Raw genomic sequence first — 18,204 nt, forward strand, 5'->3', positions numbered from 1 at the left:
TTGAATGAGAGGGCGTCGTGACAGCGGAAACCTCCCAGACGCTCGACCGGGGACTGCGGGTCCTCAAACTGCTCGCCGACACCGACCACGGTCTGACCGTGACCGAGCTGTCCAACAAACTCGGCGTCAACCGAACCGTCGTCTACCGTCTCCTCGCCACCCTCGAACAGCATGCCCTTGTCCGCCGCGATCTCGGCGGCCGGGCCAGGGTCGGCCTCGGGGTGCTGCGGCTCGGACGCCAGGTCCACCCCCTGGTGCGGGAGGCCGCGATGCCCGCGCTGCGGGCACTCGCCGAGGACATAGGAGCCACGGCCCATCTCACCCTGGTGGACGGGGCGGAGGCGCTCGCCGTCGCCGTCGTGGAACCCACCTGGACCGACTACCACGTCGCCTACCGGGCCGGCTTCCGCCATCCCCTGGACCGGGGTGCCGCGGGCAAGGCGATCCTGGCCGCGCGCCAGGGCCATGCCGACCACCCCGGCTACACGCTCACCCACGGTGAGCTGGAGGCGGGCGCGAGCGGCGCCGCCGCCGCGCTGGTGGGGGTCACCGGGATAGAGGGCAGTGTGGGCGTGGTCATGCTCACCGACTCGGTACCCGAACGGGTGGGCCCCCGGGTGGTCGACGCCGCGCGCGAGGTGGCCGACGCCCTGCGGTGACCGGGGGCGGGGAGCAGTAAACGGGAACGGGGAGCGGGAACGGGGAACGGGGGCCGCACGGGCCGGGGAGGGGCGGTTCGGTCCGCCCCTTCGCCGGGCCGGGCCGGCGATCGGACCGTGCCCTCGGAGCGGGTCGGCCCTCCCCGTACCGCCGCCGTCCGTGCCCCCGCTCGCCCCCGCCCCGGATAGATTGACACCGTGCTCTCCCGTCTCACGCGCCCCCGCGCGCTCGCCCTCTGCGCGCTCCCCGTCGCCGCCCTTCTCGCCACCGCGGCCTTCGCGCCGCTGCCGTATGTGATCGCACAGCCCGGCGACACCGCCGATGTGCTCGGGGAGCACCGGGGCACCCCGGTCATCACCATCACCGGGGCGCCCGTCCGCGAGACGGACGGGGCGCTGCGGATGACCACCATCGTCGCGACGGGCCCGGACGCCGACATCGGCCTCGGCGAGGTGTACGACAGCTGGTTCCGCACCGACCGCTCCGTACTGCCGCGCGACAGCGTCTATCCGTCCGGCAAGTCCACCGAGCAGGTCAAGAAGCGCAATATCGCCGACATGGAGAAGTCGCAGAGCGAGGCGACCCGGGCCGCGCTCGGCTATCTCGGCGAGGACCCGGCGAAGGTGAAGGTCGAGCTGACCCTCGCCGACATCGGCGGCCCGAGCGCCGGACTGCTCTTCGCCCTCGGGATCGTCGACAAGATCGGCGGCAACGGCTCCGGCGGCGATCTCACCGGCGGCCGGGACATCGCCGGTACGGGGACGATCACCGCCGACGGCAAGGTCGGCGCCGTCGGCGGCGTCGGGCTGAAGACCCAGGCCGCCGGGCGGGACGGGGCGACCGTCTTCCTGGTGCCCGAGGGGGAGTGCTCGGACGCGAAGTCCACCGCGCCCAAGGGGATGCGGCTGATCCCGGTCACGACCCTTCAGGGGGCCGTGAACTCCCTGAAGGCACTCGACTCCGGCCGGAAGGTGCCGTCCTGCTGACCCCGGCCGTCCCGGCCGGGGGTGCGTTCATGCCGCGCCAGGACGGCAGCAGCGGGGTGAGCGTCGCCAGCAGATAGAGCCCGCCCAGGGTCAGCAGCGCCGCCGGCAGGCCCGTCCGCTCGATCAGGAAGCCCGCGGCCAGAGCGCCCAGCGGGGTGGTGAGCAGCGCTCCCGCCAGGGTCACCCCCATCACCCGGCTGCGCAGCTCGTCCGGTACGCGCTCATAGGTCACGGTCGTCAGGATCGGGTTGAGCATGCCCGCTCCGAGGCCACCCGCGATCATGGTGAGCGCCAGCGGAGCCGTGCCGTCCGTCAGAGCCGCCACCACGAACCTCGGCGCGCCGGCGACCAGGAAGGCGGCCAGGAAGACCACGCGGCGCGGGAAGCGCTCGCCGAACGCCCCGTACAGCACGGCCCCCAGCAGAGCGGACCCGGCGAAGAGCGCCACCAGGAAGCCCAGTTGGCCCGCGCCGCCCAGATTGTCCTTGGCGTGGACCGGCAGGAGTACCGCGCTCCAGCCCTGGTCGAGGCCGTTGGTGAGCATCACCATCAGGGTGAGCCCGAGGAGCAGCCCGCTGTGCCGGAGGAAGGAGTACCCCTCGCGCAGCTCGTTCCGGTAGGCGGCGAGGGTGATCGGTGCCGCGTCCCGGCGGGGTTCGGCGGAGCGCACGCCCCGTATCCCCAGGAAGACCAGCACCGCCGAGACGGCGAAGGTCACTCCGTCCAGCAGCAGCACCACATCGGCGCCGGTCAGCGCGATCAGTACGCCCGCGAGCGCCGCGCCGGCCATCCGCGCGCCGCGCGAGACCGCGTCGAAGGCGCCGGCGGCGCGGGGGAGCGGAGTGCCCGCCATACGGGCCAGTTCGGGCAGGAGCACATAGCGCGCGGTCTCGCCGGGTGCGTGGAACAGCCCGGTGACCGCCATCAGCGCGCAGAGCATCCAGAAATCCAGCAGCCGCGCGTGGTGCAGCAGCGGAATCGCGGCGACGGCGACGGCGCAGACGGCGTCGGAGGCGATACTGACCCGGCGGCGGCCGAGCCGGTCTATCACCGGTCCGCCGAAGACCGCCGAGACCACGACCGGGAGGGTGGCGCAGAAGGCGACCAGTCCGGCCTTGGCGGCGCTGCCCGTGGTCTCCAGCGCGAACCAGGGGACGCCGACCAGGGTCAGCGAATTCCCGGTGATGGATACGGCGTTGGCCGCCAGCAGGCTCGCGAGGGGGCCGCGCCGGGGCGGCGGTCCGTGGCCGGGACCGGATTCCGGCTCCGTCTCCTCCCGGGGCTCCGGGACCTCCGGATGCCCCGTGCTCTCCGGGCTCTGCGGGGCTCCCGGCTCTCCGGGGCCCTCCGGGTGTTTCGGGTGCTCCGTCGAATCCATGCCGGGCTCCTCTCGGTCAGCCGGCCGTGCGCGGGAAGGCGTGCAGCTGTATCCGGACCTGCGCGGCGTCCGCCGTCCCCGGCGCGGGCTCGTGGTCCCGGTAGCTCTCGATCAGGGCGTGGACGCGCTCGTTCAGCTCGTACGCCCGGTCCGGTGTGAGCCGGAGGGTGAAGTCGCTGAGGTCCGAGGCGCGCCGCCAGCTCTCCGGCCACTCGGGCATGGCGGCGAGCCAGCGCGCGGTCTCCTCGGCATGCTGGGCCGCCACCTCCTGAAGGAAGAGGCCGGCCGCTCCGCGCACGGCGGGATCGGCGTCGGTGAAGAGGGTGTGATCCGCGCTGTTGCCCTCGGCGGACGCCTTCCACCAGCGCTCCCGGCCCTTGCCCCGGCCGGGGTCGTCCGCCACGAAGCCATGGGCGGCGAGCTGGCGCAGATGGTAGCTGGTGGCACCGCTGGACTCGCCGAACCGCTCGGCCAGCTGCGACGCGGTGGCGGGGCCGTCGTGCCGCAGCGCGGAGAGCAGCCGCATCCGCAGGGGATGGGCCAGCCCGCGCAGGGTGCGCGGATCGAGTGGCCGGTACCGGGATTCCCGCTCGGGCTCTTCCGTCATGATGACTCCGTCATGATGCAAAGATATCTTTGCAGAGAAAGCTTTGCAACGAATCCCCGGGTGATGCGGCGCCGGCCGGCGGGCTCACCCCGCCCGGTCCGCCGCCGCCTGTTCCACCAGGGGGATGATCCGCAGCGGCACCGGGTTCTCCATCACGATCGTCGTGGCGGCCCGGACGATGCCCTCGAAGCCGACCACCCGGTCGATCACCCGCTGGAGATCGGCGTTCGAGCGGGCCACCAGCCGGCAGAGCATGTCCCCGTGGCCCGTCGTGGTGTGCAGTTCCAGCACCTCCGGCACGGAGGCCAGATGGGCCCGCACGTCCGGGCCCTGGCCCTGCTTGATCTCCAGGGTCGCGAAGGCCGTGACCGGGTAGCCCAGCGCCGCCGGGTCCACGTCCGGGCCGAAGCCCCGGATCACCCCCTGGGACTGGAGCCGGTCCAGCCGCGCCTGGACGGTGCCGCGTGCCACGCCCAGCCTGCGGGACGCCTCCAGAACGCCGATTCTCGGCTCCCGCGCCAGCAGCACGATCAGACGGCCGTCCAGATGATCGATCGCCATGGCGTCTCCCCAATGGTCATCTTGTACAGAAGGCATGACCATGGTGGGGCAGGGGTGGGCATATTGCCCAGGGGAATGGCGAACTATTGCGCACCTTGTGGAACGAGAGGAGTCTGCGGCTATGACTGAGACCATCGATCACCACCCCACCACCGCGCGCGAGGCCGACCCCTTCCCGGTGAAGGGAATGGATGCGGTCGTCTTCGCCGTCGGCAATGCCAAGCAGGCCGCGCACTACTACTCGACCGCCTTCGGCATGCGGCTCGTGGCGTACTCCGGACCGGAGAACGGCAGCCGCGAGACGGCGAGTTATGTTCTGGAGAACGGCTCCGCCCGATTCGTCTTCACCTCCGTCATCAGGCAGTCCACCGAGCGGGGCGCCTTCCTCGCGGGGCATGTCGCCGAGCACGGCGACGGCGTGGTCGACCTGGCCATCCAGGTGCCGGACGCCCGCGCCGCCTATGAGTACGCCGTCGCCCACGGCGCCCGGGGCATCACCGAGCCGTACGAGCTCACGGACGAGCACGGCACCGTCGTCCTGGCCGCGATAGCCACCTATGGGCAGACCCGGCACACCCTGGTCGACCGCTCCCGTTACACCGGCCCCTACCTGCCCGGATTCAGCTCCGCCGAGCCCCTGGTGGCGCCCCCGGCGAAGCGGACCTTCCAGGCCATCGACCACTGCGTCGGCAATGTCGAGCTCGGCCGGATGAATGAATGGGTCGCCTTCTACAACAAGGTCATGGGCTTCACCAATATGAAGGAGTTCGTGGGCGACGACATCGCCACCGAGTACTCCGCCCTGATGTCGAAGGTGGTCGCGGACGGCACCCTCAAGGTGAAGTTCCCGATCAATGAGCCCGCCATCGCCAAGAAGAAGTCCCAGATCGACGAATATCTGGAGTTCTACGGCGGCGCCGGTGTGCAGCACATCGCGCTGGCGACCAATGACATCGTCGCCACCGTGCGCTCGATGCGGGCGGCCGGGGTCAGCTTCCTGGACACCCCGGACTCGTACTACGACACCCTCGGCGAGTGGGCCGGCGAGACCCGGGTGCCGGTCGAGACCCTGCGCGAGCTGAAGATCCTGGTGGACCGCGACGAGGACGGCTATCTGCTCCAGATCTTCACCAAGCCGGTGCAGGACCGGCCGACCGTCTTCTTCGAGATGATCGAACGCCATGGCTCGATGGGCTTCGGCAAGGGCAACTTCAAGGCCCTCTTCGAGGCGATCGAGCGCGAGCAGGAGAAGCGCGGCAACCTCTGAGCCGGCGCACTCGTGAGCCGTGACTCGCGCGGCGGCTCCGCCCCCTGACGGGCGGGGTACGGAGGACATCCCGCCCGATTTCCCCCGTACCCCGCCTTTTTGTCGCCCATCTCCGCCCCTTCCGTCCCACCCGCCTACGATCGAGCGTGTGTGCGCACATGTGATGATCGCCGAGGACGACGAGAAGCAGGCCGAGCTGGTCCGCCGCTATCTCGAACGGGAGGGCCACTCCGTCACGCTGGTGACGGACGGCCGCGCGGCCATCGAGACCGTCCGCCGCAGGCCACCCGATCTGCTGGTGCTCGATGTGATGATGCCGAGGGCCGACGGCCTCGATGTGCTGCGCATCCTCCGGGCCGAGGCGTACGAGCTGCCGGTGCTGATGCTCACCGCCCGCTCCACCGAGGACGATCTGCTGCTCGGGCTCGACCTCGGGGCCGACGACTACATGACCAAGCCCTACAGCCCGCGCGAGCTGATGGCCCGGGTGCGGACCCTGCTCCGCCGGGCCCGCGCGGCGGGGGCGGCACCGGCGGCCGAGCCCGATCCCGTACTCGCGGTGGGGACCCTCCTCGTCGACCCCGAGCGGCACGAGGTCACCGCGGACGGCGTCCGGATCGAGTGCACCCCCGGCGAATTCCGGATCCTGGCCGCGATGGCCGCCGAACCGGGCCGGGTCTTCACCCGGCAGCGGCTCCTGGAGGAACTCCACGGCTTCGCCCGCTACATAGGCGACCGGACCGTCGACGTCCACATCATGAATCTGCGGAAGAAGATCGAGCCCGCGCCCCGGCGGCCGGTCCGGCTGGTCACCGTCTTCGGGGTCGGCTACAAACTCGCCGACCCCGCCCGCGCGGAGGCGGAAAGCGGCTCCGGTGCCGGGACGAGAGGCCGCCGTGGGCGCGCGTGAGCGGCGCGCCGGGGACCGCAACCCCGGCCGCGTACCGCTGCGCAAGAGCCTGCTCGGCCGGATGCTCTCCGTCTCCGCGCTGGTGGCCGCCTGTTCCGTGGCGGCCACCGCCTGGCTCGCCGTGCAGACCACCTCCGGCGCGATCAGGGAGGAGCAGCGGCAGACCCTCGACACCGACGCCCAGATCTACAACGAGCTGCGCGAATACGCCGCCACCCACCCGCGCTGGGAGGGTGTCGGGAAGACCGTGCGCAAGCTCTCCGCGCAGTACGGCCTCCGGATCGCCCTCACCACCGCGGACCGTGCCCTCATCGCGGACTCGGCCGCCGCCGGCACCGGTCCGGCGGAGAGGACCGCGCTCCCCGGGAACCACTCGGCGATCGTCGACCCGCTCCGTATGAGCAGCGCCCCGCTCAGGACCGGGACGCGGAGCGGCGGACGGACGACGGAGACGACGGACGAGATAGACCCGCTCGCGGTCGGTCCCTTCAAGCTGACCGCCGCCGAGGCCCGCACGGTCGCCGCGAGCGCGAAGCGCAGCGTGTCCTGTCTCAAGGAGATCGGTATCGCCGCCAATGTGGTGACAGCCCACAGCGGGCGCTCCCTGGTGCAGTTCGTCCGCCCGGCCCAGGAGATCGAGGGCACGGGCCGCTGCGGTCTCGGCGAGCTCGCCCGGCCCACGAAGACCGAGAGCAGGGCCCTCGCCGCCCTCAACAAGCTCTCCGACGCCTGTCTGAAGCGCAAGGGCCGCGACGGCGCCCGGCTGACCCTGGACCTCTCCTGGGAACAGCGGGGCACCGGCGGCGGGCCCGGTGCCCCGGTCCCCGCCGAGAAGCCGCGGCGGGTGCTCCTGGACAAGGCGGAGGTGCTGCCGGCGCCCGGCCCGCCGTCGGGCGACATCTTCCCCGTCACCCCGGACAGCGGCGAGGACCGCGCCATCGCCGACTGTGTGGCGGCATCCCGCGGGGAACAACTCGCCCCCCATGTCTCCCCGAAGGCGCTGCTGTTCATCGGGGAGTCGGAGAAGGCGACCGTGCCGCTGCTCGATCTCTCGCCGAGGAGCACCGCCCGGATCGCCGGGGTCGCCGCCCTCGTACTGGCGCTCACGGTCGGCGCGTCGCTGCTGGCCGCCACCCGGCTGGTGCGCCCGCTGCGGGCGCTGACCGGTGCCGCGCAGCGGATGAGGGACGGCGAGAGCGCCGAGCCGGTCCCGGTGATCGCGGACAACGAGGTCGGGCGGCTGGCCGCGGCGTTCAACGACATGGCCGCGCACCGGGACCGGCTGGAGGCCCAGCGGCGGGCGATGGTCAGCGATGTGGCCCATGAGCTCCGCACCCCGCTGAGCAATATCCGGGGCTGGCTGGAGGGCGCCGAGGACGGGATCGCCGAGCCCGACGAGGCGTTCATCTCCTCGCTCCTGGAGGAGGCGGTGCTGCTCCAGCACATCATCGACGACCTCCAGGATCTGGCGGAGGCGGACGCGGGAGCGCTGCGGCTGCACCCGGAGCCCGTCCGGATCGGGGAGCTGCTGGCCCAGGTCCGCGCCGCGCACCTGGCGCGCGCCGAGGCCGCGTTCGTCCGGCTGCGCATCGGCATCGGCATCGGCATCGGTATCGGCGCGGCCGGCGCCGGGCCGGACGACCCGGAGCTCTTCGCGGACCCGGTCCGGCTGCGCCAGGCGGTCGGCAATCTGGTCGCCAACGCGGTACGCCACACTCCGCCCGGCGGCTCGGTCACCCTGCGCGCCCGGCCGTCCGGCGCGATGCTGCTGGTGGAGGTCGAGGACACCGGGGAGGGCATCGCGGCGGAGAATCTGCCGAATGTCTTCGACCGGTTCTGGCGGGCGGAGAAGTCCCGCAGCCGGCGCACCGGGGGCAGCGGTCTGGGGCTGGCGATCGTGCGCAAACTGACGGAGGCGCACGGCGGTTCGGTGTCGGTGTCGAGCGAGACGGGGAAGGGGTCGGTCTTCACCCTGCGGCTGCCGGCCGGCGCCGCCGCGCCGGCCGGGAGCGGGGGGAGTGCGGCCCCGGCCGCCCCGGACCGGGCGGGCTGAGCGGACCGGCGGGATCCGAGAGGGGCCCCGGCTCGCCCCGGGGACACGGAAAGCCCTGGTTGCTCACGCTCCGGATCGACCTGACGGGAGCGGCGCCGGGGCAGTGGGATCTGTCGTTCGTCCCGCGCAAGGGCACGGCGATTCCGCACGGCCGGTTCACCGTGCAGCCGACCCAGCCCGCCCCGTACGCCACCCAGGCCCCGTCCATCCTCGGCCTGCCGGAGCTGGGCGGGACCCTCGCCGCCGACCCGGGCCGCTGGTCCCTCCAGCCGACCTCGTACGCCTATCAGTGGGAGAGCGGCGGCCGGCCGATCCCCGGTGCGACCGGGCCCACCCTCGCGGTCTCCGACGAGCTGGGTGGCCACACGGTCGTGGTGCGGGTGACCGCAAAGCTGGACGGCCATCACAACGGATCGGCCAGGAGCAACCCGGTCTCCATCCCCTGGGGCCCCACCCTCCTGCCCAAGGTCGGTCCGAAGATCATCGGGACGGTGCGGGTGGGGGAGAAGCTCACCGCCGACCCGGGTGTCTGGACGCCGGCGGCGGCGTCGTACGGCTATCTCTGGCAGATCGACCACACGGAGATCGTCGGTGAGGGACCGACCCTCACCCTGCCCGCCGGCTACGCGGGCCGGAACCTGACCCTGACGGTCACCGCGAGCCGTCCGGGCCATGTCTTCGGCCAGGCGGGCACCGGGACCGTCGCCGTCGGCCAGGGCGCGGCGCCCAGGGCCGGCACCGATCCGAAGATCACCGGATCGGTGAAGGCGGGCGGGAAGGTCGCCGCCGTACCGGGTGCGTGGACACCGGCGGCCACGTCGTACACCTACCAGTGGAAGGCGAACGGCACGGCCATCTCCGGCGCCACCGCCGCCACATACACGATCGCCGGCGCGCACGCGGGCAAGAAGCTCACGGTGACGGTCACCGCCAGACGCGCGGGCCACGCCAACGGCACCGCCACCACCACACCCGTCACCGTGGCCAAGGGCGCCGCCCCCAAAGCGACCAAGGCGCCCGCCATCTCGGGCACGGCGAAGGTGAACCGCGAGCTCACCGTCGCCCGGGGCACCTGGACACCGGTGCCGAGCTCGTACACGTATCAGTGGTACGCCAACGGCGTGGCCATCGCCCGTGCCACCGGCACCAGCCTGACCCTCAAGTCCGCGCAGGCCGGCAAGAAGATCACCGTGAAGGTGACGGCCAAGCTCACCGGACACGCCCATGGTTCGGCGGTGAGCAGGGCGACCGCGCGCGTGGTGCGCTGACCGGGCGCCGGCCGCTTCCGGCTGACCCCTTCAGACGGATCCCTTCAGACAGATCCCTTCCGGCCGGACGCCGGTTCCCGAGGCCCCTCAGCGGCCCCGGGGACCGGCGTCCGGCGTCCGCGCCCCGACCCTGATCCGGGTACAACAGCGCCCTGACAGGTTCTTCACAACTTCACGCCAGCCTGGGTGCCATGCCGGGAGCGTCGTCCCCGACGGGCCCGGCACGACCCGGATCACCGCTGGAATGGAGCCGTCCTGATGTCTTCCCGACTTTCCCTGCGCGCCCTCGCTGTCGCCGGTGCCGCGATCAGCGCGGTACTGGCCCCGGCCGGTGTCGCGTTCGCGGACTCCACCACCCCCGCGTCGCCCTCCCCGGCCGTCAAGTCCAAGAGCGAGAAGCCGGCGCCCGCGCCCGCCCGTGACGCGAAGGTGGTGAAGCTGCCGCGCGGCGGTGTGGCCGCGGGGGACAAGCCCTCGCCGGCCGTTCAGGAGAAGCGCAAGGCCGGCGAGCGCCAGATCTTCGACCTGAGCCGCGACGCGAAGGTGGTGAAGCTGCCGCGCGGCGGTGTCGCCGCGGGGGACAAGCCCTCGCCCGCCGTCAAGGAGAAGCGCGGCGCCGGTGACACCCGTGTCATCGATCTGAGCCGCGACGGCAAGGCGACCACCCCGCGCGGCGGTGTCGCCGCCGGTGAGCAGCCCGCCGCCGCGGGCGGCAGCGGCAACACCGCCGTCATCGTCGGCTCGGTCGCCGGCTTCGCCCTGCTCGCGGGCGCGAGCACCCTCGTGATCCGCCGCCGGGGCGCCGCCCCGGCCGGCGCCAACGGCTGACCCGTCCCGCAAGCCCGGACCCGCGGCGGCCCCCCCCCGTGCCGCCGCGGGCTCCGCACCTCCCGTCCTGGAGCCCCGATGACTCTGACGCACCACCCGCGCACCCGGCGGCGGAGCGCCGCACTGCCCGCACTCGCCGCACTCCTCCTCGCCGCGGCGCTCGCGGGCTGCTCGACGGAGACCGGCACCGGCACCGCCGCCGCCGAGCCGGCGGGCGCCCCGGCGGCGGAGAAGAGCGCCCCCGCGAAGGAGGAATCCGCCCCCGCGACGGAGCAGGGTTCCCCCGCGACGGGGAAGAGCGCGCCCGTGGAGGTGTCCATCCCCTCCATCAAGGTGGCGTCCGAGCTGATGGAACTCGGGCTGAACGACGACGGCACCGTCGAGGTCCCGCCGCCCGGCAAGGACATGACGGCGGGCTGGTACACCGGCGGTGCGGTCCCCGGCGAGCCCGGCGCCGCGGTGATCATCGGCCACAACGAGACCAAGTCCGGGCCGGCCGTCTTCAAGGACCTGAGGAAGATCGGCAAGGGCGCCGAGATCACCGTCCGCAACTCCGCCGGGAAGACCGCCCGCTTCACGGTGACCCGCACGGAGGCGGTCAGGAAGAACGCCTTCCCGACCCGCAAGGTGTACGGGGAGACCAACGGCAGGCGCGAGCTCCGCCTGATCACCTGCGACGGCATGTACGACGCGCAGGGCCACACGGTCGACAACCTGATCGTGTACGCCACCCTCACCTAGGCCGTTTCTTGCGGATCAGGCCGGGCCGGCCCGCCCCGGTGGCGCCCCCGAGCCGTCGCCGGGCGCCGATGAACCTCATCCGTTCCTCCGCCGTGCGCACCCCGGCACCCCTACCGCCCGCCCGCCGCGCCCGCCGCGGTCCGTCCCGGCGCCGCCCCCGCCGTACCCCCCGCACCCGTACTCCCCGTCCCCGCCCCGCGCCTCGGTGCGAGCCGGGGCTTCAACAGCCCCTCCCGCCCCGTCACCTTCCGCGGCCCGCCCGGCGGCGGCTCGCCCAGCGCCTCCAGCGCGTCCCGCGCCCCGGACACCAGCAGCGGCGAGAAGTACGGGTTGATCCGCAGCGCCTGCCCGATGAAGCGGCGCGCGGGCCCGTACCGTCCCAGCGCCCGCTCGATCTCGCCCCGGTGGTAGAAGAAGAGCGGCGACCGCATCCCCTCCTCCGTCGCCTTCCTCGCGTACGGCAGCGCCTCCTTCGCCCGCCCCGAACGGAACAGCGCCCACGCCAGCGCGTCCGCCACCTCGATCGAGCGCCGGCCGCCGTCCCACTCGGCGCGCAGCAGCTCCGCCGCCTCCGCCGGATCGCCGTGGTCCGCCTCCCAGCGGCCGATCACCAGCTCCTGGTTGCCGCCGTGCTCCGCCGCCCGCGCCGCGGCCGTCCGCACCTTCTCGTACTGCGACTCCGCGTCCCCGCCGAGCCCCAGCGACTGGTAGAGCTCCCCGGCCTCCAGGGCATGCTCGGGCCGCGGACTCCCCGCCAGCGCGGCCTGGTAGTCGCGCAGCGCCTCCTCCGTGCGCTCCAGCGCGGCCAGCGCCCGGCCCCGGGCGGCCAGTGTGTCGCGCGCGCCGGGGGCCAGCCGCAGCGACAGGTCGTAGGCGGTCAGCGCCTCCGCCGGCTCCCCGCGCTCCCAGGCCAGATCCCCCAGCCGCAGCAGCGCCGCGCCCTTCTCCGCCGGGCCGTCGGCGCCCGCGGCGGAGTCGTACGCGGTCGACGCCGCGTCCTCCCGCCAGCCGCGCACCCGGTACAGCCGCGCCGCCACGCCGCGCGCCTGCGGGCCCTCGTACAGCTTCTGCATGGCCTCCAGCGCGCTCCCGGCCTTCTTGTAGGCGCCGAGCCCGGTGTACGCCTCGATCAGTGCCGGATACACCGTCCACCGTCTGGGGCGCTGCTTCCGCGCCTGTTCGGCGTAGCCCCTGGCGGCGGTGAAGTCCTGGCGGGCGTTGGCCAGCACGGCGAGCCCGGTCAGCGCCTCGGTGTTGCCCTCCGCGGCCGGCAGCACGTCCAGTGAACGCCCCAGCGCGCGCTCGGCCCGGCCCAGCGCGGCCCAGTCGGCCTGCCGGGCGCCGCGTTCGGCGTACGCCGTCCCCAGTTCGGCCCATGACTCGCCGTCCTCCGGGTGCTCCGCCAGCCATCGCTCCCGGTCGGCGATCAGCGCGTTCAGATCCGCCGGGGCGGCCGGGGCGCCCAGCGCCACCGCCGCGCGGGCCCGTCCGGCGGGCCCCGGCGCCGGCCGCGCGCCGCCGCCCGGGTCGCCGACGGCGGCCACCGCGATCACCCCGCCGATCAGCGTCGCGGCGACGAGTGCGCCGACGGCGGCGTTCTTCACATGTTCGCTGCTCATGGCGCTCACTGTGCGTCATTAGTCAGTCCATACGAAGAATGTGACCTGCGTCGTGAACCGGTTCGCGGACGGGTTCACACAGATGGCCCCGGGTGCGACGCTGGGATCATGGACGATCTCCTCGAACGGCTCCGGGCCGGTCTCCCCGCCGAAGCGCTCATCACCGACCCCGAGGTGACGGTGTCGTACGGGCGCGACATGGCGAGCTTCTGCGACGCGGGCACCCCGGCCGTCGTCGTGCTGCCGCGCACGGTGGAGCAGGTCCGGCACGTGATGCGCACGGCGACCGCGCTGCGTGTGCCGGTCGTCCCACAGGGCGCCCGTACGGGACTCTCCGGCGCGGCCAACGCCTCCGACGGCTGGATCGTGCTCTCGCTCACCAAGATGGACCGGATCCTGGAGATCAGCCCGGTCGACCGGATCGCGGTCGTCGAACCGGGCGTGATCAACGCCGTGCTCTCGCGCGCCGTGGAGGAGCACGGTCTCTGCTATCCGCCCGACCCCTCCAGCTGGGAGGAGTGCACCATCGGCGGGAACATCGGCACGGCGTCCGGCGGGCTGTGCTGTGTGAAGTACGGGGTGACCGCGGAGTACGTCCTCGGCCTCGAGGTCGTCCTCGCCGACGGCCGGCTGCTGACCACCGGGCGCCGCACCGCCAAGGGGGTCGCCGGATACGACCTCACCCGGCTCTTCGTCGGCTCGGAGGGCAGCCTCGGCATCGTGGTGAAGGCCGTGCTCGGGCTGCGGCCCAAGCCCCCCGCGCAACTGGTCCTGGGCGCCGAGTTCCCGTCCGCCGCGGCGGCCTGTGCGGCGGTCTGCTCGATCATGGAGCGCGGCCACACCCCCTCCCTCCTGGAGCTGATGGACCGCACCACGGTCCGGGCCGTCAACACCCTGGGGAACATGGGCCTGCCGGACACCACCGAGGCCCTGCTGCTGGCCGCCTTCGACACCGCGGACCCGGCCGCCGATCTCGCCGCGGTCGGCGAGCTCTGCCTGGCGGCCGGTGCCACCGAGGTCGTCCCCGCCGACTCGGCGGCCGAGTCCGAACTCCTCCTCCAGGCCCGCCGGATGGCCCTGCCCGCCCTGGAGAGCCTCGGCACCGCGACGATGATCGACGATGTCTGCGTACCCCGCTCGCGGCTCGGCGCGATGCTCGACGGCACGGCCGCGATCGCCGAGAAGCACGGTCTGACGATCGGCGTCTGCGCCCACGCGGGCGACGGCAACACCCACCCCGTCGTCTGCTTCGACCAGCACGACCCGGACGAGTCCCGGCGCGCCCGGGAGTCCTTCGACGAGATCATGGCGCTCGGCCTCGAACTGGGCGGCACCATCACCGGCGAACACGGCGTGGGAACCCTGAAGAAGGAGTGGCTGGCACGCGAGCTCGGCCCGGTGGGGCTGGAGTTGCAGCGCGGTATCAAGGAGACCTTTGATCCGCTGGGCATTCTCAACCCCGGAAAGCTGTTCTGAGCCGATTGGCCGGATCGACTCTCGGTCCCCCGATGTAAGGCCAAATCCCGATGGCCCGGGGCCGGTTGGCCCTCCTACGGTGAGAACACACCGAGCACCGCCGCAGAAGGGGGTCCCGCCATGCCCGCCCGACTCGACCACACCATCATCCACAGCAGTGACCGCTTCGCCGGAGCCCGCTTCCTCACCGAACTGATCGGGGAGCCGGACCCCACGCCGTTCGGCCCGTTCGCGAGCGTGCCCCTGGACGGCGGGGTCACCCTCGACTACGTCGACTGGGACCAGGAGATCGTCTCCCAGCACCTCGCCTTCCTCGTCTCCGACGAGGAGTTCGACACCATCTTCGCCCGCATCACCGACCGGGAGATCCCCTACTGGGCCGACCCGATGCACAACGAACCGCAGGAGATCAACCACCACCACGGTGGCCGGGGGGTCTATCTCGACGACCCCGACGGCCACTCGGTGGAGTTCATCACCCGCACGTACGTTCTGGACGACCCGGCTCCGTACTCCTAGGGAGTGTCTTCACCGTGGCGTCGTCCGCCCGGAGGGCGGGTCCGGCGGGTCTGGTGCGTGCGATCGCGAGGCGGAGGAAGGAGCCGATGCGGAGCACGGGCGACTGACGACAACGCGGCGAGCGCGCGTGCCAGGGCACGACGGACGGACGAAACCGCGGAGACACGGCCCAGGCCCGTCGCGAGGTGTCCGGCTCTTCCCGATCCCGCCCGGCCCGGGGCTACTGCGCTTCCCCCTCCGGAGGTTCCTCGGCGGCCCCGGGGCTCTCCTTCCCGCGTGCGGGGAAGTGCCCCCGGGCCCAGGCGCCGCCCGCCTCCCGGGGGGAGAGCAGTGCGTTCAGCCCGTCCTCGAAATCCAGCATTCCGCTCTCCGCGCCCGGCGGGATCACCCGCAGCGTCCGCTCCAGCCACGCCGACACCGCCACGGACGGCGCCTCCAGCAGCGCGTCACCGTCCGGCGAGCTGAGCGCCAGCAGCACCACGCTTCTGCCGTCCACCTTGGTCGGCCAGATCCGCACATCGCCGTGCCCGCAGGGCCGGAACACCCCTTCCACCAGCAACTCCCGCGCGAAGGTCCAGCGGACGGGGTTCTCGGAGCCGATGTGGAAGGTCATGTGCACCGCGTACGGGTCGTCCGTGCGGTAGGTGAACCGCGCCGGCACGGACACCCCGCGCTCGGGGGACAGCACCAGCTTCAGCTCCAGCTCGCGTTCGACCACTGAGTGCATGAGCTCTCTCCTTCTCTGTCGCGCCGGTCCGAAACAGGTGTGCACGGTGTGCGCACGGGATCGTGCCGACGTCCGGTGCGTGCCCGTGACCGGGCCCGCACTGGAGAGAGCAGTACCGCCCGCGACTATGACGCGACTTTCGGGAAAAACTTTTCGTGATCACTCCGCCGGGTGCGGCCGGCCGGTCCGCGGCCGCCGGCGCCCGGTCCGCGCGACCGCCGCACCACCCGGAATGTGCCCCCGGAGGCACGGCCGTCGCTCGAATTCCGCTGGGGGCGCGCCGGTGGCCCGGATGAGCCGGCCGGGACCGGCCCGCCGCACCGGCCGGCCCGGGAGAAGGACGTACGGTACCCGTGCCGACGCCGTCAGTGACCATGAGGAGCCTTCCGTGGCCGACACCGTGATCGACCGCCCCGGGTACGAGGAGGTCCACCGCGGGCTGCTCGCCGCCGCCGCCCGCCTCGAAACCCTGCGCCGCCCGGCGGGCGCGCCCGGTGTCGAACCCCACGCGACCGCCGCCGGGCACGCGGTCGCGTTCGCCGCCGTGATGCTGCGCCGTCTTCTGTCCGGTGCCGCCGCGGCGCCCCCGCCCGGCGAGAGCGAACGCCTCCTCGTCCTCGCCGCGAAGTGGCGCGAGGCGGCCCTGGGAATCGGCGACTTCGCCCCGGCTCCCGAGCCCCGGCCCTCGGATCCCCGCGCCGCGAAGCCCCCTGCCGCGAAGCCACGGGCCCCCGCGCCCCAGTCCTCCGCGCCCCGGCCCCCCGAGCCCCGGGCCCTCCGGGCGGGCGGCGACGGCCCCGTGCGCACCGCAGTCCCGGAACCCCGGCTTCCGCCCGGCTCCGGCGCGGACTGAGCCGCGCCCGCCCGGCGCGCGGGGCCCGGTCTCCTTCGGGTGACACGGCCGCCGGACACCGCGCCCCGCGCGCCGCGGACGGCCGCGCCCGCCCCTCCACGGGGGTATCCGGCCCCCGGACCCGCCCGTGCGTTCCGCCGCGCGGGTGGCCCGGGACCCATGGGAGCGGTGGTGTCGGGAACGTACCGGAAAGGGGTTGTTACCGTCGGAGCGGCCCGGCGAAACGCGGGTGTCTGGTAGATGTGGAGCCTTGCATAGAGGCTCTCTAGGAGATACGGGTCCACGGTGATGAGCGCCCCAACCCCGGCCGCCGGTGACGACACTCCGGTCGCAGGTTTCTATCCGGATCCTTCCATCCCGGGATATGTCCGTTACTGGAACGGCGCGTCCTGGGTTCCCGGTACGAGCAGGCCCGCGCCCAGGGCGGAGACGGCTCCGGCGCCGGCCGACCCCGCGCCCACCCGGGTGGTGGAGGAGACCGGACCGGTCTTCCTCGACGAGGAGCCCTCCGATCAGCCCTCCCGGCCCGAACCGGCGACGGCCTGGGCGGCCGACACCGCCCGCCAGTCCGGATTCGGCGGCGAGCGCGACCACCGGGTGAACTGGGGCGGCGGCGGACGCGAACCCCTGGGCGCCGAACCCCGGGGCGCCGAGCCCGATCCGCGCGCCGCGGCCGAGACCCGGCTCCCCGCGCAGGCCGCCGCCGCGCCCGCCGAGCAGACCGCCGCGCCGGATGCCGACCCGGCCGCGGGCGCGGTGCCCGGCGCCCGGCCGGCCGGCGGCGGGGAACGCCCGGCGGCGACCGAGAGCACCCTGACCATCCGCGCGCTGCGGGCCAGGATCGCCGAGACCGGAACACCGGGTGCGCGGGGTGTGCCCGAGGGGCTCGCCGTCGGGTCCGTGACGCCCGGAGCCGCTCCCGCCGAACGGCCGCAGCCCCCGCAGCCGAGGTCCGCACAGCCCCGGGCGGCCGCACCGGCACCGGCACCGGTCGCCGAAGGACCGGGCGGCGGTGCCGCCTCCTGGGCCCAGCAGGTGCACCGGCTGGCGCGCACGGGGGAGGCCGAGCCGCAGCCCGTGACGCCCTGGAAGCCGCCGGCCGACGACCCCTTCCTGCGGATGGCGCGGGCGCAGGCCGCCGCGCGGCCGGCCGGGCTCGGCCGGCGGGTGGCCGCCCGGCTGATCGACACCCTGGTCCTGGGCGGGCTCGTCGGCGCGGTCGCCGTGCCCGTGGTCTCCCGGGCCGTCGCCCATGTCGACGCCAAGATCGAGGCGGCCAGACACTCCGGGCAGACCGTCACCGTCTGGCTCATCGACTCCACCACCGGCGTCCATCTCGCGATCGTCCTCGCCGCCCTGCTGATCCTCGGGACCCTGTACGAGGCGCTGCCGGTCGCCCGCTGGGGACGCACCCTCGGCAAGAAGCTCTGCGGACTCAAGGTGGTCGACATCGAGTCCCACGAGCCCCCGCCCTTCGGGGCCGCGCTGCGGCGCTGGCTGGTGTACGGAGGGCTCGGGCTGATCGCCGTCGGGGCGGTCAATGTCCTCTGGGCGCTGATCGACCGGCCGTGGCGGCAGTGCTGGCACGACAAGGCCGCGCACACCTTCGTCACCGCCGCCTGACCCCGCCGCCCCCGCCGCGCCGGCCGCCGGCTCCGGCCCCGGCTGATCCGCTGTCAGCGGCACTGCGCCGAACCGCTGGAAGAAGTCCCCCGAACGCGCGCCAGCCTTTGCGGGTCCCGCCCGCTCGG

Annotated in this window: 17 protein-coding genes; 12 read left to right on the forward strand and 5 right to left on the reverse strand. The window is 73.5% G+C overall.

Annotated elements, in window-relative coordinates; translation table 11 throughout:
• Positions 1-17 precede the first annotated feature (17 nt).
• Together AAFN69_RS30510 and AAFN69_RS30515 are read left to right on the forward strand one after the other, a co-directional pair.
• Positions 18-659 (forward strand): helix-turn-helix domain-containing protein, encoded by a 642-nt coding sequence (locus AAFN69_RS30510; protein ID WP_347732113.1) that lies wholly within the window; start codon positions 18-20, stop codon positions 657-659.
• Positions 660-857: 198 nt separating this feature from the next.
• Entirely contained in the window at positions 858-1,646 is a 789-nt protein-coding gene (locus AAFN69_RS30515; protein ID WP_347732114.1) for a S16 family serine protease, read from the forward strand.
• Here the strand turns inward: AAFN69_RS30515 and AAFN69_RS30520 are convergent.
• The 3 genes from AAFN69_RS30520 to AAFN69_RS30530 all read right to left on the reverse strand — a co-directional run bounded on the left by AAFN69_RS30520 (position 1,576) and on the right by AAFN69_RS30530 (position 4,192).
• On the reverse strand, positions 1,576-3,024 hold the full coding sequence (locus AAFN69_RS30520) for an MFS transporter (RefSeq protein WP_347732115.1): 1,449 nt from the start codon (positions 3,022-3,024) through the stop codon (positions 1,576-1,578). The two genes, AAFN69_RS30515 and AAFN69_RS30520, sit on opposite strands and share 71 nt — an antisense overlap.
• Before the next feature lie 16 nt (positions 3,025-3,040).
• Positions 3,041-3,631 (reverse strand): helix-turn-helix domain-containing protein, encoded by a 591-nt coding sequence (locus AAFN69_RS30525; protein WP_347732116.1) that lies wholly within the window; start codon positions 3,629-3,631, stop codon positions 3,041-3,043.
• Between the two features lie 84 nt (positions 3,632-3,715).
• Positions 3,716-4,192 carry an Lrp/AsnC family transcriptional regulator gene (locus AAFN69_RS30530; RefSeq protein ID WP_347732117.1) on the reverse strand — a complete coding sequence of 159 codons (477 nt, stop codon included), beginning with the start codon at positions 4,190-4,192 and terminating at the stop codon, positions 3,716-3,718.
• 121 nt (positions 4,193-4,313) lie between these two features.
• On the opposite strand from AAFN69_RS30530, the gene hppD reads away from it, so the two are divergent.
• The 6 genes from hppD (at position 4,314) to AAFN69_RS30560 (ending at position 11,259) form a co-directional block, all read left to right on the forward strand.
• Entirely contained in the window at positions 4,314-5,459 is a 1,146-nt protein-coding gene (gene hppD, locus AAFN69_RS30535) for a 4-hydroxyphenylpyruvate dioxygenase (RefSeq protein ID WP_347732118.1), read from the forward strand.
• Positions 5,460-5,622: 163 nt separating this feature from the next.
• On the forward strand, positions 5,623-6,369 hold the full coding sequence (locus AAFN69_RS30540; RefSeq protein ID WP_347732175.1) for a response regulator transcription factor: 747 nt from the start codon (positions 5,623-5,625) through the stop codon (positions 6,367-6,369).
• 61 nt (positions 6,370-6,430) lie between these two features.
• Positions 6,431-8,422 carry a HAMP domain-containing sensor histidine kinase gene (locus AAFN69_RS30545; RefSeq protein WP_347732176.1) on the forward strand — a complete coding sequence of 664 codons (1,992 nt, stop codon included), beginning with the start codon at positions 6,431-6,433 and terminating at the stop codon, positions 8,420-8,422.
• A gap of 59 nt (positions 8,423-8,481) precedes the next feature.
• The gene (locus AAFN69_RS30550; protein WP_347732119.1) at positions 8,482-9,690 is read left to right on the forward strand and encodes a hypothetical protein; all 1,209 of its coding nucleotides are present in this window, start codon (positions 8,482-8,484) and stop codon (positions 9,688-9,690) included.
• Between the two features lie 258 nt (positions 9,691-9,948).
• Positions 9,949-10,518, forward strand: coding sequence for a hypothetical protein (locus tag AAFN69_RS30555; protein WP_347732120.1), 570 nt, complete (start codon positions 9,949-9,951; stop codon positions 10,516-10,518).
• 78 nt (positions 10,519-10,596) lie between these two features.
• The gene (locus AAFN69_RS30560; RefSeq protein ID WP_347732121.1) at positions 10,597-11,259 is read left to right on the forward strand and encodes a class F sortase; all 663 of its coding nucleotides are present in this window, start codon (positions 10,597-10,599) and stop codon (positions 11,257-11,259) included.
• A gap of 110 nt (positions 11,260-11,369) precedes the next feature.
• On the opposite strand, the gene AAFN69_RS30565 is transcribed toward AAFN69_RS30560, so the two are convergent.
• On the reverse strand, positions 11,370-12,878 hold the full coding sequence (locus AAFN69_RS30565) for a tetratricopeptide repeat protein (RefSeq protein WP_347732122.1): 1,509 nt from the start codon (positions 12,876-12,878) through the stop codon (positions 11,370-11,372).
• Positions 12,879-12,986: 108 nt separating this feature from the next.
• Between AAFN69_RS30565 and AAFN69_RS30570 the strand changes: the two genes are divergently transcribed.
• Both AAFN69_RS30570 and AAFN69_RS30575 read left to right on the forward strand, forming a co-directional pair.
• Positions 12,987-14,354: an FAD-linked oxidase C-terminal domain-containing protein gene (locus AAFN69_RS30570; protein WP_347732123.1), complete on the forward strand. Its 1,368-nt coding sequence runs from the start codon at positions 12,987-12,989 to the stop codon at positions 14,352-14,354.
• 120 nt (positions 14,355-14,474) lie between these two features.
• Positions 14,475-14,873, forward strand: coding sequence for a VOC family protein (locus AAFN69_RS30575; RefSeq protein WP_347732124.1), 399 nt, complete (start codon positions 14,475-14,477; stop codon positions 14,871-14,873).
• Positions 14,874-15,093: 220 nt separating this feature from the next.
• Here the strand turns inward: AAFN69_RS30575 and AAFN69_RS30580 are convergent, their stop codons facing one another.
• On the reverse strand, positions 15,094-15,600 hold the full coding sequence (locus AAFN69_RS30580) for an SsgA family sporulation/cell division regulator (RefSeq protein ID WP_347732125.1): 507 nt from the start codon (positions 15,598-15,600) through the stop codon (positions 15,094-15,096).
• A 388-nt stretch (positions 15,601-15,988) separates the two neighbouring features.
• On the opposite strand from AAFN69_RS30580, the gene AAFN69_RS30585 reads away from it, so the two are divergent.
• Positions 15,989-16,453, forward strand: coding sequence for a hypothetical protein (locus tag AAFN69_RS30585; protein WP_347732126.1), 465 nt, complete (start codon positions 15,989-15,991; stop codon positions 16,451-16,453).
• 288 nt (positions 16,454-16,741) lie between these two features.
• Positions 16,742-18,076 carry an RDD family protein gene (locus tag AAFN69_RS30590; protein WP_347732127.1) on the forward strand — a complete coding sequence of 445 codons (1,335 nt, stop codon included), beginning with the start codon at positions 16,742-16,744 and terminating at the stop codon, positions 18,074-18,076.
• The last annotated feature ends 128 nt before the right edge of the window (positions 18,077-18,204 follow it).

The organism is Streptomyces sp. CAU 1734 (assembly GCF_039888735.1).
GTDB lineage: Bacteria > Actinomycetota > Actinomycetes > Streptomycetales > Streptomycetaceae > Streptomyces.